Annotated in this window: 27 protein-coding genes and 1 tRNA gene; 17 read left to right on the top strand and 11 right to left on the bottom strand. The window is 69.7% G+C overall.

Translation table 11 applies throughout. The features are described from left to right. Nucleotide 1: 1 nt before the first annotated feature. The 8 genes from ABD648_RS05785 (at nucleotide 2) to ABD648_RS05750 (ending at nucleotide 7,956) form a co-directional block, all read left to right on the top strand. A complete protein-coding gene (locus ABD648_RS05785) occupies nucleotides 2–661 on the top strand; it encodes an O-methyltransferase (protein WP_282214024.1) in 660 nt (219 codons plus the stop codon). A 114-nt stretch (nucleotides 662–775) separates the two neighbouring features. Further along, entirely contained in the window at nucleotides 776–2,056 is a 1,281-nt protein-coding gene (eno, locus tag ABD648_RS05780) for a phosphopyruvate hydratase (protein WP_282214023.1), read from the top strand. A gap of 53 nt (nucleotides 2,057–2,109) precedes the next feature. Further along, entirely contained in the window at nucleotides 2,110–2,688 is a 579-nt protein-coding gene (locus tag ABD648_RS05775) for an FtsB family cell division protein (protein WP_282214022.1), read from the top strand. A 47-nt stretch (nucleotides 2,689–2,735) separates the two neighbouring features. After that, nucleotides 2,736–3,275 (top strand): DUF501 domain-containing protein, encoded by a 540-nt coding sequence (locus tag ABD648_RS05770; RefSeq protein WP_282214021.1) that lies wholly within the window; start codon nucleotides 2,736–2,738, stop codon nucleotides 3,273–3,275. 11 nt (nucleotides 3,276–3,286) lie between these two features. After that, nucleotides 3,287–4,567, top strand: coding sequence for a S8 family peptidase (locus tag ABD648_RS05765; RefSeq protein WP_350352778.1), 1,281 nt, complete (start codon nucleotides 3,287–3,289; stop codon nucleotides 4,565–4,567). A 38-nt stretch (nucleotides 4,568–4,605) separates the two neighbouring features. Next, nucleotides 4,606–6,126, top strand: a complete 1,521-nt coding sequence (locus ABD648_RS05760; RefSeq protein ID WP_282214019.1) for an NAD(P)/FAD-dependent oxidoreductase — start codon at nucleotides 4,606–4,608, stop codon at nucleotides 6,124–6,126. A 290-nt stretch (nucleotides 6,127–6,416) separates the two neighbouring features. Further along, complete coding sequence (locus ABD648_RS05755) at nucleotides 6,417–7,289, top strand: cation-transporting ATPase (RefSeq protein WP_282214018.1); 873 nt, start codon at nucleotides 6,417–6,419, stop codon at nucleotides 7,287–7,289. A gap of 13 nt (nucleotides 7,290–7,302) precedes the next feature. Next, entirely contained in the window at nucleotides 7,303–7,956 is a 654-nt protein-coding gene (locus tag ABD648_RS05750; RefSeq protein WP_282214017.1) for a DedA family protein, read from the top strand. Between the two features lie 6 nt (nucleotides 7,957–7,962). Here the strand turns inward: ABD648_RS05750 and ABD648_RS05745 are convergent. After that, a tRNA-Leu gene (locus tag ABD648_RS05745) sits at nucleotides 7,963–8,038 on the bottom strand. A gap of 88 nt (nucleotides 8,039–8,126) precedes the next feature. On the opposite strand from ABD648_RS05745, the gene ABD648_RS05740 reads away from it, so the two are divergent. The 3 genes from ABD648_RS05740 (at nucleotide 8,127) to ABD648_RS05730 (ending at nucleotide 11,344) form a co-directional block, all read left to right on the top strand. Continuing rightward, nucleotides 8,127–9,374, top strand: coding sequence for a type III PLP-dependent enzyme domain-containing protein (locus tag ABD648_RS05740; RefSeq protein ID WP_282214016.1), 1,248 nt, complete (start codon nucleotides 8,127–8,129; stop codon nucleotides 9,372–9,374). Further along, on the top strand, nucleotides 9,371–10,684 hold the full coding sequence (locus ABD648_RS05735; protein ID WP_282214015.1) for a D-arabinono-1,4-lactone oxidase: 1,314 nt from the start codon (nucleotides 9,371–9,373) through the stop codon (nucleotides 10,682–10,684). Before ABD648_RS05740 ends, ABD648_RS05735 begins: the two co-directional genes overlap by 4 nt. A 93-nt stretch (nucleotides 10,685–10,777) precedes the next feature. Continuing rightward, a complete protein-coding gene (locus tag ABD648_RS05730) occupies nucleotides 10,778–11,344 on the top strand; it encodes a LemA family protein (protein ID WP_116636928.1) in 567 nt (188 codons plus the stop codon). Nucleotides 11,345–11,407: 63 nt separating this feature from the next. Here the strand turns inward: ABD648_RS05730 and ABD648_RS05725 are convergent, their stop codons facing one another. Both ABD648_RS05725 and ABD648_RS05720 read right to left on the bottom strand, forming a co-directional pair. Further along, nucleotides 11,408–12,331 carry a hypothetical protein gene (locus tag ABD648_RS05725; RefSeq protein ID WP_344708549.1) on the bottom strand — a complete coding sequence of 308 codons (924 nt, stop codon included), beginning with the start codon at nucleotides 12,329–12,331 and terminating at the stop codon, nucleotides 11,408–11,410. Then, a complete protein-coding gene (locus tag ABD648_RS05720; protein ID WP_282214013.1) occupies nucleotides 12,328–13,587 on the bottom strand; it encodes a winged helix-turn-helix domain-containing protein in 1,260 nt (419 codons plus the stop codon). The genes ABD648_RS05725 and ABD648_RS05720 overlap by 4 nt, the downstream gene beginning before the upstream one ends. A 69-nt stretch (nucleotides 13,588–13,656) precedes the next feature. Here ABD648_RS05720 and ABD648_RS05715 point away from each other — a divergent pair, with 69 nt between their 5' ends. Both ABD648_RS05715 and ilvA read left to right on the top strand, forming a co-directional pair. Next, entirely contained in the window at nucleotides 13,657–14,853 is a 1,197-nt protein-coding gene (locus ABD648_RS05715; protein ID WP_282214012.1) for an AI-2E family transporter, read from the top strand. Beyond that, nucleotides 14,850–16,079, top strand: a complete 1,230-nt coding sequence (gene ilvA / locus ABD648_RS05710) for a threonine ammonia-lyase (protein ID WP_282214011.1) — start codon at nucleotides 14,850–14,852, stop codon at nucleotides 16,077–16,079. The genes ABD648_RS05715 and ilvA overlap by 4 nt, the downstream gene beginning before the upstream one ends. 65 nt (nucleotides 16,080–16,144) lie before the next feature. Here ilvA and greA read toward each other — a convergent pair whose 3' ends face one another. Further along, nucleotides 16,145–16,633: a transcription elongation factor GreA gene (greA, locus tag ABD648_RS05705; protein ID WP_282214010.1), complete on the bottom strand. Its 489-nt coding sequence runs from the start codon at nucleotides 16,631–16,633 to the stop codon at nucleotides 16,145–16,147. A 97-nt stretch (nucleotides 16,634–16,730) separates the two neighbouring features. Next, nucleotides 16,731–17,117 carry a DUF4307 domain-containing protein gene (locus ABD648_RS05700; protein WP_282214009.1) on the bottom strand — a complete coding sequence of 129 codons (387 nt, stop codon included), beginning with the start codon at nucleotides 17,115–17,117 and terminating at the stop codon, nucleotides 16,731–16,733. 69 nt (nucleotides 17,118–17,186) lie between these two features. Between ABD648_RS05700 and ABD648_RS05695 the strand changes: the two genes are divergently transcribed. Then, the gene (locus ABD648_RS05695) at nucleotides 17,187–17,498 is read left to right on the top strand and encodes a hypothetical protein (RefSeq protein ID WP_282214008.1); all 312 of its coding nucleotides are present in this window, start codon (nucleotides 17,187–17,189) and stop codon (nucleotides 17,496–17,498) included. Between the two features lie 7 nt (nucleotides 17,499–17,505). On the opposite strand, the gene trhA is transcribed toward ABD648_RS05695, so the two are convergent. Beyond that, on the bottom strand, nucleotides 17,506–18,234 hold the full coding sequence (gene trhA / locus ABD648_RS05690) for a PAQR family membrane homeostasis protein TrhA (RefSeq protein ID WP_282214007.1): 729 nt from the start codon (nucleotides 18,232–18,234) through the stop codon (nucleotides 17,506–17,508). A gap of 97 nt (nucleotides 18,235–18,331) precedes the next feature. Between trhA and ABD648_RS05685 the strand changes: the two genes are divergently transcribed. From ABD648_RS05685 to phoH2, 3 genes are all read left to right on the top strand, one after another. After that, nucleotides 18,332–19,111: an isoprenyl transferase gene (locus ABD648_RS05685; protein ID WP_282217509.1), complete on the top strand. Its 780-nt coding sequence runs from the start codon at nucleotides 18,332–18,334 to the stop codon at nucleotides 19,109–19,111. Nucleotides 19,112–19,167: 56 nt separating this feature from the next. Beyond that, nucleotides 19,168–20,298, top strand: coding sequence for an aminotransferase class V-fold PLP-dependent enzyme (locus tag ABD648_RS05680; RefSeq protein ID WP_282214006.1), 1,131 nt, complete (start codon nucleotides 19,168–19,170; stop codon nucleotides 20,296–20,298). A gap of 236 nt (nucleotides 20,299–20,534) precedes the next feature. Beyond that, the gene (phoH2, locus tag ABD648_RS05675) at nucleotides 20,535–21,839 is read left to right on the top strand and encodes an RNA 5'-3' helicase PhoH2 (RefSeq protein ID WP_282217508.1); all 1,305 of its coding nucleotides are present in this window, start codon (nucleotides 20,535–20,537) and stop codon (nucleotides 21,837–21,839) included. A gap of 134 nt (nucleotides 21,840–21,973) precedes the next feature. Here the strand turns inward: phoH2 and ABD648_RS05670 are convergent, their stop codons facing one another. From ABD648_RS05670 to ABD648_RS05650, 5 genes are all read right to left on the bottom strand, one after another. Continuing rightward, nucleotides 21,974–22,810: a type IV toxin-antitoxin system AbiEi family antitoxin domain-containing protein gene (locus tag ABD648_RS05670; RefSeq protein WP_282214005.1), complete on the bottom strand. Its 837-nt coding sequence runs from the start codon at nucleotides 22,808–22,810 to the stop codon at nucleotides 21,974–21,976. Nucleotides 22,811–23,106: 296 nt separating this feature from the next. Next, nucleotides 23,107–24,501, bottom strand: coding sequence for a class II fumarate hydratase (locus ABD648_RS05665; protein ID WP_282214004.1), 1,395 nt, complete (start codon nucleotides 24,499–24,501; stop codon nucleotides 23,107–23,109). Next, on the bottom strand, nucleotides 24,498–25,187 hold the full coding sequence (locus ABD648_RS05660) for a carbonic anhydrase (protein ID WP_282214003.1): 690 nt from the start codon (nucleotides 25,185–25,187) through the stop codon (nucleotides 24,498–24,500). Before ABD648_RS05660 ends, ABD648_RS05665 begins: the two co-directional genes overlap by 4 nt. Next, on the bottom strand, nucleotides 25,184–25,828 hold the full coding sequence (locus tag ABD648_RS05655) for a DUF4245 family protein (RefSeq protein ID WP_282214002.1): 645 nt from the start codon (nucleotides 25,826–25,828) through the stop codon (nucleotides 25,184–25,186). Before ABD648_RS05655 ends, ABD648_RS05660 begins: the two co-directional genes overlap by 4 nt. After that, complete coding sequence (locus tag ABD648_RS05650) at nucleotides 25,825–26,067, bottom strand: exodeoxyribonuclease VII small subunit (protein ID WP_282214001.1); 243 nt, start codon at nucleotides 26,065–26,067, stop codon at nucleotides 25,825–25,827. The genes ABD648_RS05655 and ABD648_RS05650 overlap by 4 nt, the downstream gene beginning before the upstream one ends. Nucleotides 26,068–26,071 lie beyond the last annotated feature (4 nt).

Raw genomic sequence — 26,071 nt, 5'->3', positions numbered from 1 at the left:
AATGGAATCCACTCCCGCAGCCTGGTCGCAGGCCGACGCCTTCCTCGCCGACACGCTCGTCGGACACGACCCGGCCCTGGAGGCGGCGCTCGAGGCGCAGCGGGCCGCCGGCCTCCCCGAGATCGAGGTGGCTCCGGTGGCCGGCAAGCTGCTCGACCTCCTCGTCCGCATCAGCGGCGCGCGCCGGGTGCTCGAGATCGGCACGCTCGGCGGGTACTCCACGATCTGGCTGGCCCGCGCGGTCGGCCCGGAAGGGCGGGTCGTGACGATCGAGGCGGAGGCGGACAACGCTGCCGTCGCGCGCGCCAGCATCGATGCCGCCGGTGTGGGCGATCGTGTCGACATCCGCATCGGCAGGGGCGCCGACGTGCTGCCGACCCTGGTCGCCGGATTCGACCTGGTCTTCATCGACGCCGACAAGGAGTCCAACACCGTCTACCTCGACTGGGCCGCGAAGCTGGGCCACCCGGGGACGGTGATCGTGCTCGACAACATCGGTCGCGAGGGCGAGATCGTGCGCGAGGACTCGACGGATTCGAAGGTGATCGGCACCCGCGACGGACTGCGGATGCTGGGAGAAGATCCGCGGTTCGACGCGACGGCTTTGCAGACGGTCGGCGCCAAGGGCTGGGACGGCGTCGCCCTCGCGCTCGTCGTCTGACCGGCGTTCCCCGAACCCCGGGGGTGGGTCCCTGAGCCCGAGGAAGGGCCGGGCTAGACTGAGCGCGGACCGACGACGCTCCACACACCTTTTCTCTGAGCAAGGAGCACATCAGTGGCACTGATCGAGGCTGTAGGCGCACGCGAGATTCTCGACTCGCGCGGAAACCCGACCGTCGAGGTGGAGGTGCTCCTCGACGATGGCATCGTCCAGCGGGCCGCCGTCCCCTCCGGTGCATCCACCGGTGCGTTCGAGGCGTACGAGCTCCGCGACGGCGACAAGAGCCGTTACGGCGGCAAGGGCGTGCTCAAGGCCGTCGAAGCCATCATCGACGAGCTGGGCCCGGCCATCGAGGGCGTGGAGGCGAGCGAGCAGCGCATCGTCGACGAGATCCTCATCGAGGTCGACGGCACCGAGAACAAGAAGCGCGTCGGCGCGAACGCCATCCTCGGCGTGAGCCTCGCGGTCTCGAAGGCCGCCGCGGACTCCGCCGACCTTCCCCTGTTCCGCTACCTCGGCGGCCCGAACGCGCACCTGCTGCCCGTTCCGCTGTTCAACGTCATCAACGGCGGCGAGCACGCCGACAACGGCATCGACATGCAGGAGTTCTTCCTGGCGCCGATCGGCGCCGAGACCTACTCCGAGGCGCTGCGCTGGGGCGTGGAGACGTACCACGTCCTGCGCTCCGAGCTGAAGGCCGCCGGCTACGCCACGGGCCTCGGCGACGAGGGCGGCTTCGCCCCCGACCTGCCCAGCAACCGCGAGGGCCTCGACTTCCTGGTCAAGGCGATCGAGAAGGCCGGCTTCACGCCCGGATCCGACATCGCCCTCGGCCTCGACGTCGCCGCCACCGAGTTCTTCAAGGACGGCGTCTACCGCCTCGACAACAAGGACTGGGACGCCGAAGCGCTGACCGAGTACTACGTCGGCCTGGTCAACGACTTCCCGATCGTCACGATCGAGGATGCCCTCGCCGAGGACGACTGGGACAACTGGAAGCACCTCACCGACGTGCTCGGCTCGCGCGTCCAGCTCGTGGGCGACGACCTGTTCGTCACGAACCCGGAGCGCCTCGCCGACGGCATCAAGCGCGGCGTCGCGAACTCCCTGCTCGTGAAGGTCAACCAGATCGGCACGCTCACCGAGACGTTCGACGCGGTCAGCCTGGCGCAGCGTTCGGGCTACACGGCGATGCTCTCGCACCGCTCGGGTGAGACCGAGGACACCACGATCGCCGACCTCGTCGTCGCGACGAACGCGGGTCAGATCAAGGCGGGTGCGCCTGCGCGCAGCGAGCGCGTCGCGAAGTACAATCAGCTTCTGCGCATCGAGGAGGAGCTCGGCGACGCCGCGGTCTTCGCCGGGCGTTCGGCCTTCCCGCGCTACCAGGGCTGAGCAGGACAGAAGAGTCAGATTCACACCGCTGAGCGGTGACCGGAGGAGGAGCCGTGGCACGACGACCGGCTCCTCCTTCGGCGTCTCCGAAGGCGTCAGCGCCCCCACAGGCGACCGCGAAGAAGGGGCGCGCGAAGGCGAACGTCCGAGCGGCATCCGCGCCCGCCGCGTCGCGGAAGCGCACGCGGGGGAGCTCTCAGCGCGTCGATGTGCGCGAGTGGGCCTCCGGCATCCGTCTCTCCGCTTTCTCCGTGATCATGCTGTCCCTCGTCGTGCTGGGGGCGTGGGTGCTCGTGCCGACGCTCGGCACCTTCATCGACCAGCGGCAGAAGATCGCAGCGCTCGAGGCCTCTGTGAAGGTCAGCGAGGACGAGATCGCCGACCTGATCGCCGAGCGCGAGCGCTGGAGCGATCCCGCCTACATCACGACGCAGGCCCGTGAGCGCCTCTATTACGTGAAGCCGGGGGAGGTCGTCTACCTGATCGACAACGACCTCGACCCCTCCGCGCTCCCGCGCGAGCAGGACCCGATCAGCGCCACTCTCGAGGAGAAGCCGGCGGACTGGATGCCGCAGCTGCTGCGCACCCTCGTCTCGACCGGGCTCAGCGACACGGCGGCCGTCGTTCCCTGAGTGTTCGCTCCGAGCATCCTCCCTGGCGGCTCCCCTACGCTGGTGTGGTGACCACGCCGCCCTTCCCCGCACCCACGCCCGCCGAGCTCGCCGTCGTCTCGGCGCAGCTCGGGCGCCCTGCACGCGGAGTGGTCGGCATCGCGGCGCGATGCGCCTGCGGCAACCCGACGGTCGTCGCCACCACGCCGCGTCTGCCCGACGGCACGCCGTTCCCGACTTTCTACTACCTGACGCACCCGTCCGCCACGGCGGCGATGTCGACGCTCGAGGCCACGCAGGTGATGCGGGAGCTCGCGGCGCTCCTCACCGACGACGAGGCGATCGCAGCGGGATATCTCGCGGCGCACGAGGCGTATCTGTCCGATCGCGGCGGGTTCGGCGACGTGCCGGAGATCGACGGCATCTCGGCCGGCGGCATGCCCACCCGCGTCAAGTGCCTGCACGCCCTCGCCGGCCATGCGCTCGCGGCAGGGCCGGGAGTGAACCCGATCGGAGACATCGCTCTGGAACGATCCTCGTGGTCTCCTGCGGTGTGCCGCTGCGAGGACCCCGGCGCGGCGACCCGCGACGAGGCGCGGTCGGCGTGAGCCCACGGCGGATGCTGCGAAATGTCACGGCCATCGCGGTCGTGGCGGCATCCGTCCTGCTCCTGGGAGCGACGGCGACGCCTCCGCCGATCCCCGACGACCCCACCGATCCCGTGCGCGCGTCGGAGTACTGGCTCGACGGGGCCAAGATCCGCGAGGCGTGGAAGACGACCAGAGGTGCCGGCGTCACGATCGCGGTGATCGACACGGGAATCGGCAAGGTCCCGCAGACGTTCGGCGATGCGGTGGTCGGCGGGACGGACGTCTCCGGAACGGGCACGCCCGACGGCCGCACCCCGGTCGGAGCGGTCGACGGCAATCACGGGTCCTGGGTCGCCTCCCTCGCCGCCGGACGAGGTGCCCCCGACGGCAAGGGCATGATCGGCGTCGCGCCCGAGGCGAACCTCCTCTCCATCTCCGTGGGCTTCGGTGCCGCCGCGGCCGTACCGTTCACCGAGCAGGTCGCCAAGGCGATGCGCTGGGCCGTCGACAACGGCGCCGACGTGATCAACCTGTCGTTCACGACGAACACGCTCGACTGGGACGAGAGCTGGGACGACGCGTTCCTGTACGCCTTCGAGCACGACGTCGTCGTCGTGGTCGCCGCGGGCAACCGGGGGAGCGGCACCGACATCATCGGTGCGCCGGCAACGATCCCGGGCGTCCTGACCGTCGGCGGGGTCGACCAGACGGGCACGGCCAGCATCGAGGCGTCCACCCAGGGCATCACGATCGGCATCTCCGCTCCCAGCGAGGGGCTGCTGGGCGTGTCCGCGAACGGCGAGGTCGTCTCCTGGAGGGGCACCAGCGGGGCCGCCCCGATCGTGGCAGGCGTCGCGGCGCTGATCCGCTCCGCGCATCCCGACATCAAGGCGATCGACGTCATCAACCGGATCATCAAGACCGCGATGCCCGTCGCGGACGCCGTGAAACCGAGGGATCCGCTGTACGGGTTCGGCCTCGTGGACGCGGCGGCGGCGATCTCCGCCGACATCGCCGCGGTGGACAAGAACCCGATGGGGGATCTCGCCGAATGGATCCACTTCTTCCGCCGCGCGAAGACCGAGCCGCAGCCCGAACCGACGGTCACTCCGGTCGCCGTCGAGCCCCTTCCGGATGCCGACGCTCCCACCGAGGCGGGCTCACCGCTGCTTCCCAGCGCTGATTCGCTGCGCTACGGTACCCTGCCGCTCATCGCGCTCACAGTCCCTGGTATCCTGATAGCGCTTGGCGTCACCGCAGCTGCCCGGCGCATCCGATCGGCGCGCGTTTCTCGTACGCCACATTCCTGACTCCAAGGAGTTGTTCCCCTGTGCCTCAGAACAGCACTGTGCCCAAGATTCTGATCGTCGGTGGAGGCTACGCGGGCTTCTACAGCGCGTGGAAGCTCGAGAAGCACCTGCGCAAGGGCGAGGCGGAGGTGACCATGGTCGACCCGCTGCCGTACATGACGTACCAGCCGTTCCTGCCCGAGGTCGCTGCGGGCTCGATCGAGGCTCGGCACTCCGTGGTCGCGCATCGTCGTCACCTCAAGCGCACGAACGTGATCACCGCCAAGGTGACCAACATCAACCACGCGGAGAAGACCGCGACGATCACGCCGCCGCTGGGTGAGTCGTACGAGTTCGCATACGACCAGATCGTCGTGACCGCCGGTGCCGTGTCGCGCACGTTCCCGATCCCCGGCATCGCCGACAACGCGATCGGCCTCAAGACGATCGAGGAGGCCGTCGCGATCCGCGACCGCCTGATGTCGAACTTCGACAAGGCTGCTTCCCTGCCCGCAGGCCCCGCACGCGACCGTCTGCTCACGGTCGTCGTCGTCGGTGGTGGGTTCGCCGGCATCGAGGTGTTCGCCGAGCTGCGTTCGCTCGCCTCGTCGCTCGTCTCCAAGTACCCGCAGCTGACGTTCGATGACACGCACTTCCACCTCATCGAGGCCATGGGCCGCATCATGCCCGAGGTCTCGCTGAAGACGAGCGAGTGGGTCCTCAAGGACCTCGCCAAGCGCGGCGCGAACGTGCACCTCGACACGCAGCTCACCAGCGCGGTCGACGGCGACGTCGAGCTCTCGACCGGCGAGGTCATCCCGACCGACCTGATCGTGTGGACCGCCGGTGTCATGGCGAACCCGACCGTCGTCCGCGGCGGCGACCTGCCCGTCGAGGAGCGCGGTCGCATCCAGACCCGCGCCGACCTGCGGGTCGGCACCCCGGAGGCCTTCGTCGAGGGCGCCTGGGCTGCCGGCGACGTCTCGGCCGTCCCCGACCTCTCCGGTGGTGGCGTCGGCGGCTTCTGCGTGCCGAACGCCCAGCACGCGGTCCGTCAGGCGAAGCTTCTGGCGAAGAACATCGTCGCCGTGCTCCGCGGCGAGAAGCCCCGCGAGTACTTCCACAAGAACATGGGCGCCGTGGCCGGTCTCGGCCTGTACAACGGTGTCTTCCAGTCCGGCAAGATCGCGCTCAAGGGCTTCGTCGCCTGGGTCGCCCACCGCGGCTACCACGGTCTCGCGATGCCGACGTGGGAGCGCAAGTTCCGTGTCGTCTGGGGCTGGTGGAACAACCTGTGGCTCGGCCGCGACCTGGTGAACCTCGAGACGGTGCAGAACCCGCGCTACGTCTTCGAGGAGTTCGCCGCGCGTCCGCGCGCTGCCGCTCCCGCGGCTCCCGCCGTTCCCGCCTCGCCGTCGTCGGATGCCGCGACGACCACCGCTGCCGTCGCGGGCAAGGTTCCCGACGACAAGGCTCCGGTCGACGCCGCTCCGGCCGAGAAGGCTCCGGCCGCGAAGAAGGCACCGGCCAAGAAGGCTCCTGCCAAGAAGCCGGTCGCCGAGAAGGTCGCCGTCAAGTAATTCCACGGCTCCGCCCGTCCGAACAGCCCTCCCTTTCCGGGAGGGCTGTTCGCGTCTGAGGGTGCGGCATGGAGGTCACGCATAGCTCGGTTCCGTAGAGTCGAGCGCGCAAGGGGAGTACTCCCGTCTGCGGCGGAGTCGTCATTACGGACACGAGATCGTGTCCCGGCCCGTCGGCCCGAGAGGGTGGAGGAGACCTTGGCACCCGCTCTGCGGGCTGCCTCGACTCTTGCCGTCGTCCGACGTCGTGGAATCCCGGTGGTCCGCACCGCCCCACGAAAGGGACCACCATGGGAAAGCTCTCCCGCCTGATCGGCATCGCCTCCGACGCCCTGGAGAAGAACAGCGGCTCCGCCCGCAGCGGCGATCCCGCCGGCGGGTCCCGGTCGTCGACGGACTGGAGCGGCATGCTCCGCGGCGCCGTCGACGCCGTTCGAGGACCGTCGGACGCGTCACGCGCCGACGGGGCACGCCCCGCCGCGCCGGCTGCGCCGCCGGCATCCGCCGATCCGTACGCACCGCCGCCCGCTCCCGGCGACGCTGGGGCTACCCGAGCCGGTTCGGTGGCGAGCGATGCGGACCGCGCCGCGATCGCCCGTTACGACTACCTGCTCCAGACCGCCGATCCGCAGCGCATCGAGCAGATCCATCGTGACGCGTTCGCGCGCCTCACGCCGCAGCAGCGGGAGCTCGTCGAGGAGCGGATGCGCGACGAACTCGCGCCAGGGGAGCGGCCGCGTTCGTCCTCACCCGACGACCTCGCCCGTGCGGCGGGTCGAGCCGAGGCGATGCGCCCTGGTCGGATGCGGGGACTGCTGTCCCGCGCGCGCGGCGGCGGTGCCGGAGGTGCGGCCGTCATGGCGGGCGGTGCGGCAGTCGGTGTGCTCGGCGCGGTCGCGGGCGGCGCCGTGCTCAGCGCCGTCGCCACGCCGATCCTGGAGCAGGCCGCGGGTCTCGGCGTCGATTTCAGCGCGCTGGCTGGGGGCGTCGATCTCGAGGCCCTCGCCTCGGGCGTCGACATCGGTGGCTTCACGGGCGGTGCGGAAGAGCTGATGGGATCCGCCGGCGAGGCGGTGTCCGGCCTGGGGGAGACCGCGACCGGCTGGGGCGAGAAGCTCGGCGACCTCGGAATCCCGGGCATCGGCGATATCTTCGGCCGCTGAGAGGCGAGCATCGATGACTGCTGATCATGGCTTCACCGGCCTGACAGGGTTCGCAGCCGACGTCCTCACGTCTCTCGGCGACATCGGCGTCGGGGTGCTCGTCTTCCTCGAGGTGCTCGTCCCGCCGATCCCGAGCGAGGTGATCCTGCCGTTCGCCGGCTACCTCAGTCAGAGCGGTCAGCTGAACCTCGGCTGGCTGTTCTTCTGGAGCACGCTGGCATCCTGGCTCGGAGCGATGCTCCTGTATGCGCTGGGATCCGCCATCGGCATGCAGCGGGCGATCCGACTGCTCGCCGCGACGCGGCTCGTCAGTCGAACCGACCTGGAACGCGGTGCGGACTGGTTCGCGCGGAGCGGCGCGTGGACCGTGCTGGTCGGCCGGATGGTGCCGGGCGTGCGCAGCCTCATCTCGCTCCCGGCTGGGGCATCGCGCATGAATCTGCTGACGTTCAGCATCTACACGATCCTCGGCAGCGGTCTGTGGAATGCGCTGCTCCTGGGAGTCGGTGCCGCGCTCGGCACGCAGCACGAGCAGCTCGAGCAGTACCTCGGGTACCTCGACTACGTCGTCTACGGCGCGATCGCGATCGCGCTGGTGGTCCTGGTCGTGCGTCGGCTGCGGGAGGGGGCGGCAGCCCGACGCGAGACCGTCCGGGTCGACGACTGAGGATCGTGGTGCCCCCGCTGGGACTCGAACCCAGACTGAAGCGATTTTAAGTCGCCTGCCTCTGCCATTGGGCTACGGGGGCCACGCCGTCAGCCTAGCGGCGACCACCCCGGGTGCGACGGGGTGCCGCCGGACGTGATCCTGAGTCCGCGAAGCCATAAGGTGGGGGAGTGCTCGACCTCACCGAAGAACTGAGCCCCGTTCCGGGTGCCCCCGTGGTAGCTCCCGAGTGGCAGGACCCCGCTCGCTACTGGCCTCGCCTGTCCGCCGCGACCCAGCACCTGCCCGCCCCGGTCGCGGTGATCGACCGGGAGGCGCTGCGCTACAACGCGATGGACCTCCTGGTGCGCTCCGGCGGCCTGCCCATCCGCGTCGCATCCAAGTCGGTGCGCGTGCGTGCAGTCCTGGATGCCGTCCTGAAGCTCCCCGGATACCGCGGCATCCTCGCCTTCACACTCGCGGAGGCCCTGTGGCTCGCCGAGACCCACGACGACATCGTGCTCGCGTACCCCACCGTCGACCGGGGGAGCCTCGAGGCCCTGTTCGCGGATGAGCAAGCCGCGCAGCGCATCACGCTCATGATCGACGACCTGGCGCACCTCGACCTGATCGACAGCATCAAGGGTCCGGGCGAACGTCCGGAGATCCGCGTCGCGGTCGACGTCGACGCCTCGTGGAAGTCGTCCCTCCTGGGGCACATCGGCGTTCGTCGTTCCGCGCTCTTCACCGCGGGCGAGGTGGCCGGCTTCGCCCGGAAGGTCATCGCGCGTCCCGGGTTCCGGCTCGTCGGGCTGCAGATGTACGACGCGCAGATCGCCGGTCAGGGCGATGATGCCGGTTCCGATGCGCCGCTGATCCGCATGGTGCAGGCCCGGTCGCGCGCCGAGCTGCGCGAGCGCCGGGCGGCGATCGTCGAGGCCGTCACGGCCCTCGCGCCGATGGAGTTCCTCAACGGCGGAGGAACGGGGTCGCTCGAGTTCACCGGCAGCGACGAGTCCCTCACCGAGGCGAGTGCGGGCAGCGGGCTCCTCGGCGGTCATCTGTTCGACGGCTATCGGTCGTTCCAGCCGGCCCCGGCATCCGCCTTCGCCTTCGACGTCGTCCGCCGCCCTGCGGCCGACATCGCGACCGTGCTCGGCGGCGGATGGATCGCCTCCGGCCCGCCGGTCGCCTCCCGTCAGCCGAAGCCGGTGTGGCCGGAGGGCCTCCGCACCCTGCCGCGCGAGGCTGCCGGCGAGGTCCAGACTCCGCTGCAGGGCCCGGCGGCGACCTCTCTCGGCGTGGGGGACCGGGTCTGGTTCCGGCACGCGAAGAGCGGCGAACCGGCCGAGCGGATCGAGAGGTACCACCTCGTGTCGGGCGACGAGATCATCGACGAGCTGCCGACCTACCGCGGCGAGGGGAAGGCGTTCCTGTGACGAGAATCGGCGGCACCTGGCAGAACTGGGCGCGGTCGGCGTCGGTCCGTCCCGTGCGCGTGGAGCGCCCGCGCAGCCCCGAGGGGGTGCAGCGGGCGGTGATCGCCGCCGTGCACCACGGGCTCACGGTCAAGGCCGTGGGTGCCGGTCACAGCTTCACAGGCATCGCCGTCGCGCCGGGCGTACTTCTGGAGCTCGACGACATGCAGGGCCTGGTCTCGGCGGATGCCGCCACGGGGCGCGTGACCCTCCTCGCCGGCACGCGGCTGCATCGGATCCCGGCGCTCCTCGCCCCGTTCGGTCTGGCGATGGAGAACCTCGGAGACATCGATCGGCAGTCGATCTCCGGGGCGATCTCGACCGGCACGCACGGCACCGGCGCGGGTTACGGCGGTCTCGCCACCCAGGTCGTCGGCCTCACGATCATCACGGCCGCCGGCGAGTTCCTCCGCATCGACAAGCAGCAGAACAGTGAGCTGCTGCCTGCCGCCGCGCTCGGGCTCGGTGCCCTCGGGATCATCGTCGAGGTCACCCTGCAGTGCGTTCCGAGGTTCGTCATGCACGCGGTCGACGAGCCCCTGCCGCTGGAGGACGTGCTCGATCAGCTCGAGAGCCACGTCTCGGCATCCGACCATTTCGAGTTCTACTGGTTCCCGCACACCGATGTCGCGCTCACCAAGCGGCAGTCCCGTCTGCCCGAATCGGCCGTGCGCAAGCCGCTCCCGGTGGTGGGCAAGTGGATCGACGAGACGCTTCTGTCCAACGGCGTCTACCGGTTGGTGTGCGCGGCAGGACAGCTGGTCCCGGCCGTCACCCCGCCGTTCAGTCGACTCGCCGTGAAGCTCACCGGAGATCGCGAGTACACCGATCTCTCGAACCGCGTCCTCACGCAGAGCCGCACCGTGCGCTTCCGCGAGATGGAGTACGCGATCCCGGCCGAGAACGTCGTGCCCGCCTTCCGTGCCGTGCAAGCGCTCATCGAACGCCAGGGCTGGCGCATCGAGTTCCCCGTCGAGGTGCGCTTCGCCGCCGAGGACGACCGGTGGCTGTCCACGGCGCACGGCAGGGCGAGCGCGTACATCGCAGTCCACCGCTACTGGCGTGCCGACCCGACCGAGTACTTCGGCGCGGTGGAGGCCATCATGCGGGAGCACGGCGGACGGCCGCACTGGGGCAAGCTCCACACGCAGTCCGCAGACACGCTGCGCGAGCGCTACCCGCGGTTCGACGACTTCCTCGCCGTGCGCGACCGCCTGGATCCGGAGCGTCGGTTCGGCAACCGGTACCTCGAGCGCGTGCTCGGCGATTGACACCGGATCGATGCACGGGCACCCGGGCATCCCCAGTGCACGTGCAGACAGCCCGTCTAGGATGAGAGAAACACGAGGAAGGGTGGGCCTCTGATGGAATGGCTCGTGCCAGTACTGATCGTCGTCGGAGTGATCCTGCTCGTCGGCATCTATCTCTGGGCCACGTACAACTCGCTGGTGCAGTTGAACGTTCGCGTCGACGAGGCGTGGAGCGGCATCACGGTGCAGCTCAAGCGACGAGCCGACCTCATTCCCAACCTCATCGAGACGGTGAAGGGGTACGCCTCCCACGAGAAGGCCGTCTTCGAGAACGTCACGCGTGCGCGCGCCGAGACACTGTCCGCCGGCGGTCCCGGTGAAGCCGGCATCGCCGAGGGGCACCTGCAGCAGGCGCTGCGCAGTCTCTTCGCCGTCGCCGAGGCGTACCCGCAGCTGCAGGCGAGCCAGAACTTCCTCCAGCTCCAGCAGGCGATCGTCGACACCGAGGACAAGATCCAGGCAGCGCGCCGGTTCTACAACGGCGGGGTGCGCGAGCTGAACACCAAGATCAAGGTGTTCCCCAACAACCTCTTCGCCAAGGGGCTCGGCTTCACCGAGCGGGAGTTCTTCGAGGTCGCTGACAGCGGCGCGATCTCGGAGCCGCCGCGCGTCCAGTTTTGATTCGCTCCGGCGCATCAAGGTTGAGCGAGCGCAGCGAGTCGAAACCCGCGTCCCGCGCATCCCTCACCACGCCGTGAGGACCAGCTCCTCCTCGGTGAACGCGATGTCGCCGCGGATGCTCCAGGTCTCGGTGCGATAGGTCGTCGTGCGCTCCGCGCCATCCGTGCCCGTGCCCGTGACGGTAGCGACGAGCACGCCACCGTCGGCGACGAATCCGGTCGCGCCCAACGTGATCGCGGGCGACTTCTCGATGCGGTACCGGACGTCGGCGACGGCCCGGAACTCGGTCCCCCAGGGAATGCGGATGCCGCAGCCGTCCGGCGGTGTGCCGGCCGTCGTCGTGCTGTCCGACGAGGTGCATTCGGCGAGGTGCTCGTCGAGCTGCTCCTGTGCGGCCGCGGTCGCCGCGGGCAGGGCCGTGGCCTCGACCGTGACCTCGGCATCCTCCCTCGGGAGCACGAGCAGGTTCGCTGAGCCCTCGAGGAGGGAGGAGGGGGCGGCGGAGACGGCGTACTCGGCAGGCAGCAGCTGCACCGCCTCGCCCACGGCGACGGTCTGCTCGCCGATGCTGACCGACGAACCCAGGTCGGCCGTCGCGGTCGAGGTGCCGAACGCAGACGATCCGACGATCCAGTGGCCGTCGACCTCGATGATGTCCAGTCGGGCGGTCCTGTCCTCATCGCCGAGGCGGAAGGAGACGTCGGCCGTCGCCTCGGCGTCGCCGGTCTGCTCGATCGAGGCGACCTCGGCGTCCTCGATGAGATGACTCGCCCCGGCGAACGCCCCGAGTGCGGTCTCGGAGACGTCGATCCCGGTCGCCGCCACGGCCGCCGGGTCGCCGGACTCGAGTGCGCGCAGGTAGGCGGTCGCCGCTTCCTGCGGAGTGTCGGGGCGGGCGAGGGACTGCCAGATCAGCACGCCGGCGACGGCGGCCGCGACCACGAGAACGGACACGCCTCCGACGAGCCACCACCGACGCCGCGTCACGACGCCCTTTCCCTGGCGTGCAGGTGGCGCTGGACCGATGCGTATGCGCGCCCGCGCAGGGCGTCGTGGATCGCGGCGGTCGCGTCGCCCCAGCCCGAGACCGAGATGTGCTCGAGCCCCTGCCAGGCTGCCGCGAGGACGAGCTCCTCGGCGATCCGTTCCGCGTCTTCCGGTCGCGCCTGCGGCTCCCACCACGCCGACTGCACCTGCAGCGTCGACGTCGCCCGCTCGGCCTTGAGGTCGACCCGCGCGACGATGCGATCGCCGACGAGGACGGGCAGGGAGTAGTAGCCGAATCGTCGCTTCTCCGCGGGGACGTAGATCTCGATGCGGTAGTCGAGATCGAAGGTGCGAAGAGCCCGATCGCGGAACCAGACCACGGGGTCGAAGGGAGTCAGCAGGGCCGCGGCCTCGATCCTGCGGGGGAGGACCGCGTCGCGGTGGCGCCAGGCGGGGATCGGTCGCCCGCCTCGCTCCCAGCCGCGGACGTGGACGGGCTGGAGCTCGCCCGCATCGACGAGGTCGGCGATCGACCGGGCCACCGTCGCCCTGTCCTTGATGCGGTAGTAGTCGGCGAGATCGGACTGAGTGGCGACTCCGCTCGACCGCGCGGCACGGCGCATCAGCTCGTGGATCGCCTCGGCGCGCGGGATCTCTCGGGACAGGATGGCGTCGGGGATCACCTGCTCGGCGAGCGCGTAGGTGCGCTCGAATCCGCGGCGTCCGCTCACGGCGACGTCGCCCGTGCGCCAGAGGTGCTCGAGCGCGAGCTTGACCTCGTCCCAGTCCCACCAGGTTCCCCGCTCCCGTGGAGCGTCGGCGCGCAGGTCGGCCGGGCGCAGCGGGCCGCGCGTGCGCAGCTCGTCCTGCACCCACTGGACCGTGCGGGCGTTGGCGCTCAGCCACGAGTCCTCGCCGGCCCATCGTCGGCGGAAGTCGTCCATGCGGAAGCGCCACAGCGGCCAGTCCTCGATCGGGATGAACGTGGCCTCGTGGGCCAGGTACTCCACATAGTGCGTGGTGCGGGCGAGGAAGACGCGGTCCAGCAGTGCGGGTTCGTAGGCCCCGAGGCGCGAGAAGAGCGGCAAGTAGTGCGAACGCGCGAAGACGTTGACCGAGTCGATCTGCAGCACGCCCAGCCGCTCCATCACCCGATCCACGTGACGCCGGGAGACGGATGCCGGACGTGCGCGGGTGAATCCCTGAGCGGCCAGAGCGATGCGGCGTGCCTGGGCGGCGCTGAGGGTGTCGGTCACGTCGTCAGCGTATCGCCGGCCGCTGACATCGCGTCATGACCCGACGCGCCACCGCCGTAGACTTGGGCGATGAGCGAGGACCAGCGACCCCGGCTGCGAGACCTGTTCCGTCCGCGCCCGGTCTCCACCGACAGAACCGTGACGACAGAGGCCGACGAGGCCGTGCCCCCGAGACTGCGCATCACCGCCGCGTACGCGTGGCGTCTGCTGCTCATCGCGGCGGTCATCGGCGTCTTCATCTGGCTCGTCATGCTGCTGAAGCTGCTCGTGATCCCGCTGATGGTCGCCATCCTCATCACGGCGTTGCTCTGGCCGGCGTTCGAATGGATGCTGCGCCACCGGTTCCCGCGGTGGGCCGCCATCGCCGTGTCCCTCATCGGGACGGCGGCGATCGTCACCGGGCTCGTCTGGCTCGTCGTGTGGCAGGTGCGAGCCGAGCTTCCCGCCGTGCAGGAGAGCACCGCGAAGGCCATCGACGGCTTCCAGGTCTGGCTGCACGAAGGACCCCTGCAGCTTTCCGACAGCCAGATCGCCGACTACATCGACCAGGGCTTCGCGATGATCGAGGAGCAGACGCAGGCGCTGCTCTCGGGCGCACTGGCGATCGGCACCACGCTCGGGCACGTCCTCACCGGAGCCCTCCTCGCGCTGTTCAGCCTCATCTGCCTCCTGGCCGACGGCGGCGGCATCTGGCGCTGGACCGTCAAGCTCTTCCCGCGCAACGCCCGCCCTGCGGTCGACGGTGCGGCCCGCAACGGCTGGCGCACGATCGTCAACTACGCGCGGACCCAGCTCTTCGTCGCGACGATCGATGCGATCGGCATCGGCCTCGGCGCGTTCCTCCTGCAGGTGCCGCTCGCACTGCCGGTCGCCGTGCTGGTGTTCCTCGGCTCCTTCATCCCGATCGTCGGTGCGGTCGCCACCGGCGCCGTCGCCGTGTTCCTCGCGCTCGTCTACAACGGGCCGTGGATCGCGCTGTGGATGCTCGTGGTCGTGCTCGCGGTGCAGCAGATCGAGGGGCACATCCTGCAGCCCATCATGATGGGCTCCGCCGTCAAGGTGCACCCGCTTGCCGTCGTGCTCGTCGTCGCGGGCGGTGCGATGATCGCCGGCATCCCCGGCGCGCTGTTCGCGGTGCCGTTGGCGGCGTTCGTCAACGTCGCGGCGGTGACCCTGAGCTCGGGATCGTGGCGCACCGGCGCCGCTCCGAGCGGAGATCTGATCTGGAGCACAGTGCCGCGCGAGCGGCAACGGAGGAATCGATGAGCGCAGTCCCCAGCCTGTCCGAGTTCGAGTACGCGGCTCAGAGTCTGGCTGAGGTGATCTCGCACACGCCGACGCTGCCGTCCCGCGCGCTCTCCGACGTGCTCGGCTCTCCGGTGCTGCTGAAGATGGAGAACCTGCAGCGCACCGGGTCCTTCAAGATCCGCGGCGCGGCCTATCGGCTGTCAAAGCTCAGCGCCGAGGAGCGCTCCCGCGGCGTCGTCGCGGCATCCGCCGGGAACCACGCACAGGGCGTCGCGCTGGCCGCTCAGGCACTCGGGATCCCCGCCACCATCTTCATGCCGCTGGGTGTCCCGGTGCCCAAGCTCCTCGCCACCCGCGGCTACGGCGCGGAGGTCGTGCTGGAGGGCGAGACCGTGGCGACCTCGCTGCGCCTCGCCGCCGACTTCTCGGAGCGCACGGGCGCCGTGCTCATCCACCCGTTCGATCACCGCGACGTCGTGATCGGCCAGGGCACGCTCGGCCTCGAGCTCCTGGAAGACGCACCCGACGTCGACACCATCGTTCTCGGCATCGGCGGCGGAGGCCTCATCGCCGGCGTCGCCGCGGCGGTCAAGGCCCGCGCGGCCGAGCTCGGCCGCACCGTGCGCGTGATCGGCGTGCAGGCGGAGAACGCCGCCGCGATCCCGCCGTCGCTCGCGGCAGGAGAGCCCGTCGACATCGTCACGCGCCCGACCATCGCCGACGGCATCCTCGTCGCGCGCCCCGGTGCCATCCCGTTCGACATCATCAAAGACCTCGTCGACGAGGTCGTCACGGTCTCCGACGACGACCTGGCGCGGGCGATCCTCGTGCTGCTCGAGCAGGCGAAGGTCGTCGTGGAGCCCGCGGGCGCGGCTGGCGTCGCGGCGATCCTGGCCGGCAAGGTCACCGGATCGGGGACCACGATGGCCGTGCTCTCCGGCGGCAACATCGATCCGCTGCTGCTGCAGCGCGTCGTCTCGCACGGGCTCGCGGCCTCGGGGCGCTACCTCACGATCCGCGTGCCGCTTCCTGACCGACCCGGTCAGCTGGCGCGCGTGTCCGAGCTCATCGCCGAGGCTGGCGCCAACGTCATGGAGGCGATGCACACGCGGCACGGCCACGGTCTGCAGATCAGCGATGTCATCCTCGAGCTCAGCGTCGAGACGCGCGGACCGGAGCATTCGGAGCACACGCTCGACACCCTGCGCGGGGCCGGCTTCGAGCCGATCGTCGTCCCCGACTGATTCCCGACACAGACGAAGCGCCCCGGCATCCGCAGGGACACCGGGGCGCGTGCGTGTGACCGGCGTCAGCCGGTGTACGTCTCGACGTTCACGATCTCGACGGCGATCGCCCGACCGTTCGGCGCCTCGTAGGACGACTTCTCGCCGACCTTGAGGCCGAGGATCGCCTGGCCGAGCGGGCTCGCCTCGCTGTACACGTCGAGGTCGCTGCCGGCGGCGATCTCTCGGCTGCCGAGGAGGAAGACCTCCTCGCCGCCCGCGACGACCGCGGTGACGACGGTGCCGGGCTCGACGATGCCGCGGCTGGCCGGAGCCTCGCCGACCTTCGCGGTCTTCAAGAGGCCCTCGAGGGTGCGGATGCGGGCTTCCTGCTTGCCCTGCTCGTCCTTCGCGGCGTGGTAGCCGCCGTTCTCCTTGAGGTCGCCCTCTTCACGAGCGGCCTCGATGCGCTTGGCGATCTCGTCGCGTCCCGTGGTCGAGAGGTGTTCCAGCTCGGCGACGAGCCGGTCGTACGCCTCCTGCGTGAGGAAGGGAACCTGAGCATCAGTCGACATGACGAAGCTCCTTCTATCCGGATCCCGGCCGCGAACCGCGGGGGATATGCCAAGACGCCCCGGCTCTGTGCCAGGGCGTCGTCTGTCTGCGATGAGTCTAGGCGACCCAGCAGGTGTTCACCAAACCTGTGGTGGCAGCGGAGACGGTCGGAACCGAGGCGGACACGGCCTGCGAGTGGCTGTCTCCGGCCGGGATCTCGACGACCTTCCAGCCGACGACACCGAACTCTTCGTCGAGGGCCTCGACCACGCAGACGACGTCCTTGCCCTGCACGCCGGTGACCTGGAATCGCACGTCGACGGTGTGCTCGTCGACGAGATCGAAGCCGAGATCATCGGCATCCACCGAGCTCATCGACTGCGCGACGATCATCCAGCCGAACGCTCCGACGACGATCAGTGCGACGATGCCGCCGATGATCCACGGCATCCGCCGCGTGCGGGTGCGGCCATAGCGTTCGTCGAGCTGTTCTGCGGTCGTCACAGGGCGGTCTTCCGGTCGTTAGGCTGGTGTTACCAGGTTATGCGACCTGCGTAGGAAAGGCCGACACACATGCGCTCTCTGTCCGAGACTCCGATGCCGACGCCCGTCATGACGGTGGCTCCGGAGGCCGTGACTCCCGGGTTCGTCGGCTTCGCCGCGATCGTCGTCATCCTCATCGCGGTGATCCTCCTCATCTGGGACATGAACCGGCGCATCCGCCGTGTCCGGTACCGCGAGGAGGTACGGGAGGAGCTCGACGCCGAAGAGGCGGCACGCGCCGCGGATGAGGCGACCCTCCAGGGCACCGGCGGGACAGGGCAGGCCGGTGCCGACCTGCCGGTCACCCCCCGCGAAGGCGACGACGACCCGCGCGCCACCTGAGCGGGCGTCAGCCGCCGAGCGACGGCGAGAGCGGCTCCAGCGTGATCAGCAGGCACGCGAACCAGTGGCACAGGAACGCGAGCACCGTGCACACGTGGAAGATCTCGTGGAAGCCGAAGTGGCCGGGCCACGGGTTGGGCTTCTTCAGCGCGTAGACGATCGCTCCGCCCGTGTACAGCAGGCCTCCGACGATGACGAGAACCATCATCGTGGCGTTCGCCACGAACAGATCCGCCATGAACATCACGGCCGCCCACCCCATCAGCAGGTACAGGGCCACGTAGAGCCAGCGCGGCGCGTGGATCCAGAAGACGCGGAAGAGGATGCCGACCACGGTTCCACCCCAGACAAGCGCGAGCAGCAGGGCGCCCTTCCCCGGAGGGAGCGCCAGGGTCGCGAGCGGCGTATAGGTCCCGGCGATCAACAGGAAGATGTTGGCGTGGTCGATCCGCTTGAGGGTGAGCTTCACCTTCGGCGACCAGTCGAAGCGGTGGTACAACGCGGAGTTCCCGAACAGGAGCAGCGAGCTCGTCATGAAGACGGCAGCCGCCCACTTCGCAGCACCGCCCTGCGCGACGATGATCAGCACCACGCCGGCCACGAGCGCGACAGGGAAGATGCCGGCGTGGATCCATCCGCGCCAGGTCGGCCTCAGCTCGGCCCCGGCCTCGGATTCCGCCTCCTCGACGAGCGGCAGCTGGGGGAGGTCGGGTTCGGATGACTCGGGAGTGCTCACGTGCTCACTCTAGGCGGGCCCGCATGCCACCGATGGCACATATCCCCAGCATCCGTACACGGTTCAGGACGGCCCGACGCTGTAGCGTAGGTGGGTGATGTCACGCGAGAGTCCGGGGCGCGGACCGCTGTACCGGCTCTACACCAGCCGGCTGCGACGCCATCTCGATCCCGCGTCGGTGCCGCACCACGTCGCGATGATGATCGACGGCAACCGACGGTGGGCACGGCAGCTCGGATTCACCACTCCGGCGGAGGGGCACCGGGCCGGTGCCGCCAAGATGCGCGAGTTCCTCGGCTGGTGTGATGAGCTGGGCGTGCGGGTGGTGTCTCTCTACCTGCTGTCCAGCGACAACCTTCGCAAGCGGGATTCGGCCGAGCTCGCGGACCTCATCGAGATCATCGCGGAGCTCGCCGAGGCGGTCTCGCGCGAGGACAACTGGCGCGTGCAGCACGTGGGGCGCTCCGACATCCTCCCGCCCGAGCTCGCCCGCGTGCTCTCCGACGCCGAAGAGCGCACGAAGGGGCACACCGGCCTGCACGTGAACCTGGCCGTCGGCTACGGCGGACGCCACGAGATCGTCGACGCGGTCCGCAGCATCATCACCAAGCACGAGGCGTCCGGCGGCACCCTCGAGGATCTCGCGGCGCACCTGACCCCCGAGATGATCGGGGAGCATCTCTACACGGGCGGCCAGCCCGATCCGGATCTCGTCATCCGCACCAGCGGGGAGCAGCGGCTCAGCGACTTCCTGCTCTGGCAGAGCGCGCACAGCGAGTTCTACTTCGTCGAGGCACTGGGTCCCGACCTGCGACAGGTCGACTTCCTCCGCGCCATCCGCGACTACGCCGATCGCGACCGCCGCTTCGGACGCTGATCCGTCCGCGGGCTCAGGGACCGGCGTCCGATGACGGGCCGTGCCAGAATGACGCGGTGAGCACTATCGAGGACTACGTCGGGACGTTCGACAACGAGTCCGGTTACCTGAACTGGGCCGCGTTCGGTCCGCTGTCGCCATCCGTGCGCGAGGAGATCTTCGCCGATGCCGATCTGCTGGGCAGCGGGCGCCCGTCGTCGCTGTCCCTGGTGGCGGAACGCATCGGGCAGGCGCGGGAACTGGTCGCCGAACTGCTCGGCGCCGAGGCGGACGACGTCACCCTGCAGCCGTCGTCCACACAGGGGCTCATGCATGCGCTGTACGGGATGATGGGCGCGGTGATCGCGAGCACGGCCGAGTTCCCCAGCGTGAGTCTGACGCTCGAGCGCGCCGCGGCCGCGTCGAACCGCGCACTGACGCCGCGCTGGGTCACCCCGGCGGACGGCCGCATGACCCCGGATGCCGTCGCCGAGGCGCTGGACGGTGAGGTCACCGCGGTGGCCGTCAGCCACGTCGACTTCCGCACGGGCTTCCGCGCCGACCTCTCCGCGCTTCGCGAGCTCATCGGACCGGACCGGCTGCTGATCGTCGACGCCGTGCAGTCGTTCGGCGTCGTGGACGTCGACTACTCCGCCGCCGACGTCGTGGTCGGCCACGGCTACAAGTGGCTGCGCGCCGGGCGAGGCAGCGCGTTCGCGTGGTTCTCGCCACGCGCGAGGGAGCGGATCGCACCCGTCCTCTCCGGAATCACCGGCACCACGGCGACGGGTCTCGTCGTCGATGAGCTGCCTGCGCCCGCCGCATCCGCTCAGGCCTTCACGGTGAGCCAACCAGACACTCTCGCGGCCGGACGCCTCGCGATCGGCACGCGCGACATCCGCGACGCCGGAGTGGCGGCGATCGAGGAGCGCATCGCCGCGCACGTCGACGCCGTCCTCGAGATCGCCGACCGCCACGCCATCGCCGTGACCTCGCCGCGGGAACGCGCGTCCAGGGCCGGCATCGTCGCGCTCTCGCCCGAGGAGCCGGCCCGTCTGGCCGCCGCGCTGGCCAACGCCGGACTGGTCGTCACCGCCCGCGGGTCGTCGGTCCGCGTCGCCGCGCATGCCGGCACCGACGCCGCCACTCTCCGGCTGCTGGACGAGGCGCTCGCGGCCTTCGGTAACGAGACGTTCATCAGCGCGTAAAGAATCATGGCGTGTCGACGCGCGGTTAAGTCGTTGAGGGGTCGTACGTTCTAGGCATCGGGCAAGGAGCCCGGTCGAGTCGGCCTTCCGGTTGACGACTCGTGGCCCCAGGTCGACTCGTTCTCAGGCGGGGATCATCCCCGGGTCGGGAGTGGGTCGTGACCACACGTACAGCGCAGCAGTCCAGCACCACCGCGCAGCAGTCCACGCGTAAGACGACGAGGAGCGCCTCGTCGATCGAACCGGATCAGGACCTGCGCACCTATGTGCTCGACACGTCGGTGCTGCTGAGCGATCCGCAGGCCTTCTTCCGGTTCGCGGAGCACTCCGTCGTCGTCCCCGTGGTCGTGATCACGGAGCTCGAAGGCAAGCGTCACGATCCGGAGATCGGCTACTTCGCCCGGCAGGCGCTCCGGCACCTCGACGACCTGCGCATCGAGCACGGACGCCTGGACTTCCCGGTCGAGGTCGGCGAGGGCGGCACGCTGCGTGTCGAACTCGCGAACACGGATCCGTCCGTGCTCCCGGCCGGCATCCGGCTCAGCGACAACGACACCCGCATCCTCTCGGTCGCGATGCACCTCGCGCAGGACGGCCAGGACGTCACGATCGTCTCGAAGGACCTGCCGATGCGCGTCAAGGCGGCGTCGCTCGGCATCCGCGCCGAGGAGTACCTCGCCGAGCAGGCCGTGGACTCCGGGTGGACCGGCATCTCCACGCTCGACCTCTCGGGTGACGAGATCAGCGACCTGTACGAGAGCGAGGTCGGCATCAGCGAGGACGCCAGGGGCATCCCCGTGAACACCGGCCTGATCATCCACTCGGAGCGCGGATCGGCCCTCGGCAGGGTCACCGGCGACGGCGAGTACAGGTTGGTGCGCGGCGACCGCGACATCTTCGGGATGCACGGACGCTCGGCCGAGCAGCGCATCGCGATCGACCTGCTGCTCGACCAGGAGGTCGGGATCGTCTCCCTCGGCGGCCGGGCCGGCACCGGCAAATCGGCCCTCGCGCTGTGCGCCGGTCTTGAAGCCGTGCTGGAGCGGCAGCAGCAGAAGAAGATCATCGTGTTCCGGCCGCTTTTCGCCGTCGGAGGGCAGGAACTCGGGTACCTTCCCGGCGACCAGGGCGAGAAGATGGGCCCGTGGGGTCAGGCGGTGTTCGACACGCTCGGCTCGGTTGTCTCGGGCAACGTCGTCGAAGAGGTGATCGAGCGCGGACTGCTCGAGGTGCTCCCGCTCACGCACATCCGCGGACGCTCGCTCCACGATGCCTTCGTGATCGTCGACGAGGCGCAGTCGCTGGAGCGCAACGTGCTGCTGACCGTCCTCAGCCGCATGGGGCAGAACTCGCGAGTGATCCTCACGCACGACGTCGGGCAGCGCGACAACCTCCGGGTCGGTCGGCACGACGGCATCGCGAGCGTCATCGAGACTCTGAAGGGTCACGATCTGTTCGGACACGTGACGCTGATGCGCTCCGAGCGCTCGGCGATCGCCGCACTCGTCACTGAGCTCCTGGAGGGCGGAGAGCTCAGCTGACGGCAGTGGGGGAGCGGATGCCGCGACCACGGCATCCGCNCACGCCAGATGTCGGATCGAATGCGCACAAGTGTCCGACATCTGGCGTGTCGACCCCCAAAGTGAACGAGGAAGGGGCCGACCGGTGGCGGGGTTCACCGGTGGTCCCGAGTCCGTTCGACTGCGGCGAGGATCGCGGCCTGCACCGACGGCCATTCGTGGATCACCTGGGCATAGTCGAAGCGAAGGGTCTCGATGCCCATGCGCGACGCCGCCGCATCCCGAGTCAGGTCGCGATGCCGTTCGGATGCTCCGTCATGATTCTCTCGACCGTCGATCTCCAGGATCAGCCGCTTCTCGATGAGGAAGTCGACCCGCCCGACGTCGGGAAGCAGGACCTGGCACGCCAGGAACAGACCGAGGATGTGCAGACGGAGACGCACCAGGGACTCCAACCCGCTGTCGGCATCCGGGCGCGCGAAGTCGACGAGCCAACGTGCGTATGCGGGGAGAGCCGCGCGGATACGCGAACGTGCGGCGGCGGACAGCTTGCGGAGACGCCAGGACGACTCGAAAGAGGCGAAGAACGCCTCATCTCCGGCGCAGCGATGAAGGTGAATGAGTGCGGTCTCGACGTCGACCAGGCCGAGCCCAGGAACTCCTCGGAAGAAATGACTCGTGCATCGGCATCCGACGTGCGGATGAACGCGACCGCGCCGGCCGACCCACACGTGGGGAGGGCCTTCCGGCTCGAGCACCCACACGCCGTGTCGGCGCAGGGCCTCCGCGCACGTGAGGGAACCGCCGTGCAGAGCTGCGCGATGCAGCGAATCGTGCAGGCCCTTCGTGGCGAAGAGTCCGGGGCGGACGCGGTCTATTCGCCCCTCGCGGACATCTTTCGTCAGCTGCACCCGGCTGACGCCGTACTGCCGGAGCTGCACGCCGCTGGCCAGCCCACCGAGGCGGGTGAGGAGCAGCTGTGGATCGAGCATCCTTCCACCATGCCCGGCCCTGCCGTGCGGGACCGGCGCCAGGGCGCCCGATGGCGGAAACCGGGGGAATGAAGCGCGGGAAGCCTTGCTGTGCAGGACAAGTCGTTGCGTCATTCCGGGGGCCGACACGCCAGATGTCGGACCGAATCGGCACACGTGTCCGACATCCGGAGTGTCGGCCCCCAGGGAAGTGGGCAACGGTCGTCATCAGCGGGTGCGGACCACAGGCAGGAGACGACGGATGCCGCGAGGACCAGGTCCCCACGGCATCCGCTCTTCTCCGTCTTCGTCCGGACTCAGCCGGGGTGCGTCATCGAGAGCAGGTCGAGCTTCTCGTCGAGCTGCTCGAGCGTGAGGTCGCCGCGCTCGACGTAGCCCAGGTCGATCACGGCGTCGCGCACCGTGATGCCCTTGGCGACCGAGTGCTTCGCGATCTTCGCCGCCGCCTCGTAGCCGATGAGCTTGTTCAGCGGCGTCACGATCGACGGGCTCATGCCCGCGAACGCGGCCGCGCGCTCGACGTTCGCCTGCAGGCCGTCGATCGTCTTGTCGGCGAGCACACGCGAGGCGTTCGACAGCAGGCGGATCGACTCGAGCAGCGCCGTGCCCATGACGGGGATCGCGACGTTGAGCTCGAACGAACCGGATGCTCCGGCCCAGGCGACCGTCGCGTCGTTGCCGATCACGCGCGCGCAGACCATCAGCACGGCCTCCGGCACGACCGGGTTGACCTTGCCGGGCATGATCGAGGATCCGGGCTGCAGGTCGGGGATGTGCAGCTCGCCGAGACCCGTGTTCGGGCCGGAGCCCATCCAGCGCAGGTCGTTGTTGATCTTGGTCAGCGAGACCGCGATCGTGCGGAGGGCACCGGACGCCTCGACCAGACCGTCGCGGTTGGCCTGCGCCTCGAAGTGGTCCTTGGCCTCGGTGATCGGCAGCTCGGTCTCGGCCGCGAGCAGCGCGATGACCTTCTGCGGGAAGCCGAGCGGGGTGTTGATGCCCGTGCCGACGGCGGTGCCGCCGAGCGGGACCTCGGCGACGCGGGGGAGCGCCGACTGCACGCGCTCGATGCCGAGGCGCACCTGACGGGCGTAGCCGCCGAACTCCTGACCGAGCGTGACGGGCGTCGCATCCATGAGGTGCGTGCGGCCGGACTTCACGGCATCCTTCCACAGCTCCGCCTTCGCCTCGAGGGCGACGGCGAGGTGGTCGAGCGAGGGGATGAGCGTGTCGATGAGCGCCTGGGTGACAGCGATGTGCACCGAGGTCGGGAACACGTCGTTCGACGACTGTGAGGCGTTCACGTGGTCGTTGGGGTGCACGCTCGCGCCGAGGATGCCGGTCGCGAGGGTCGCGAGCACCTCGTTCATGTTCATGTTCGACGACGTGCCGGAACCGGTCTGGTACGTGTCGACCGGGAATTCGCCGTCGTGCGCACCCGAGGCGACCTGGTCGGCCGCCTGGGCGATCGCGTCGGCGATGGCGCCGTCGAGGGTGCCGAGCTCCTTGTTCGCCAGGGCGGCGGCCTTCTTGATGCGCGCGAGGGCGGCGATCTGCGTCGACTCCAGCCCCTTGCCCGAGATCGGGAAGTTCTCCACGGCACGCTGCGTCTGGGCGCCGTAGAGCGCGTTCACGGGAACACGCACCTCACCCATGGTGTCGTGCTCGATGCGGTAGTCGTACTCAGTCATTCCGAACCTTCCTTGGTTGCGGGGACGATCCCCTCGATGGCGACGTCCTCGGTGTCGATTCCGACCGTGATCACCGGCGAAGCGGTGCCCTCGGCCAGACGGTAGTTGGCGCCCACGATGCCCAGACGGCCCTCGGCGACGGCGCTGCTGATCAGCTCGGAGGACTGCAGCAGATCCTTCACCGTGTTGCGCAGGTGCTCTTCGCCGACGAGCTCGGCATCGATCTCGGCGACCGTGGTGCCGCCGTTCTCGGCCAGCACCTTCCGGGCCGCCGGCACGATCGGGGCGATCAGTCGCCAGATGTGCGGCGGAAGGGGAGCGGCGTCGATGGCGGTGCCGTCGATCGCCGCGCGCACCGCACCGCAGGAGTCGTGCGCGAGGACGACGATGAGCGGAACCTCCAGCACGGCGACGGCGTACTCGAGGCTCGCCACGATCGACTCGCCGAGAACCTGGCCGGCGTTGCGCACGACGAAGAGGTCGCCCAGACCCAGGTCGAAGATGATCTCGGCTGCGAGACGCGAGTCGGAGCAGCCGAAGAGTGTGGCGACCGGATGCTGCGCGGCGGCGAGGTGCTGGCGCCTGGCGCCGTCCTGGTTGGGATGCTGAGGCTCGTCGCGCACGAAACGGGCGTTCCCCTCCTGCATCTGCTGCCAGGCTGCGGCCGGGGTGAGGGTGTTCGTCATGAAGCCTCCGAGAGAGCGCGGATCTGGGGCACGAGGGATTCGGCGAGGTCGGCGGTGGACGCCGCGGAGCGCGAGCCGTAGAGCAGCACGTAGTCGTCGCCGGCCTGTGTGCCGATCGCATAGCTGACGTTGGCGTTCGCGCCCGCGTCGCCGAGCTTGTAGACGTCCCAGTCGAGTCCGCCGATGCGCACCTCGTCGGTGGGGGCGTTGCCGTTCAGCCGCTGCGGAGCCCAGGAGGAGTCGGCGTCGAACGCCTGGGCGACCTTGATGAAGCCGCGCTCGTCGTCGGCGGCCGGGGCGAGGGTGATCTCCCACACGACAGTGGCGCCGCTCTGCAGCTCGGCGGCGTTCACGCGCCAGAAGTCATCGAGTTCCGGGACGATCGCCGGGCTCTCCATGGTCGACTCCACGCCGGCGGCGATGCCCGCGACGTCGATCTCCTCGGCCTTCACCGGTTCCCCGCGAGGGACGGCGAAGATGATCACGGCGACGACGGCGACGGTGACGAGGAGCGCCGCGACGAGGTTCCGCACGGTCTGGCTGCCGCGGTACGCCTTGCTGGACGCGGCCTTGCGTGCCGCGGTCTCGTCCGGGGTCTCGGGGCGGCCGAGCTCGGCGACGATCGGCGGCTGCTTGCTCACGATGCGCCGCCGGGGGCGTCGGAGTCGGATGCCGCGGCCCGAGCGGCGTCGAGACGGCGCTTCGCGCCGAGGAGCCACTCCTCGCATCGGGCGGCGAGTGCTTCGCCGCGTTCCCAGAGGGCCAGAGAATGCTCGAGCGTGGGGGAGCCCTGCTCGAGCTCGGCGACGACGGTGACGAGCTCATCGCGGGCTGCCTCGAATGACAGCGTCTCGACCGGGATCTCGTTCAGGGCGCTCACTCCT

It is taken from the genome of Microbacterium luteolum (genome assembly GCF_039533965.1).
GTDB lineage: Bacteria > Actinomycetota > Actinomycetes > Actinomycetales > Microbacteriaceae > Microbacterium > Microbacterium luteolum.
The sequence above is the reverse complement of the archived record's forward strand: the minus strand, read 5'-3'. Positions and strand labels throughout refer to the sequence as shown.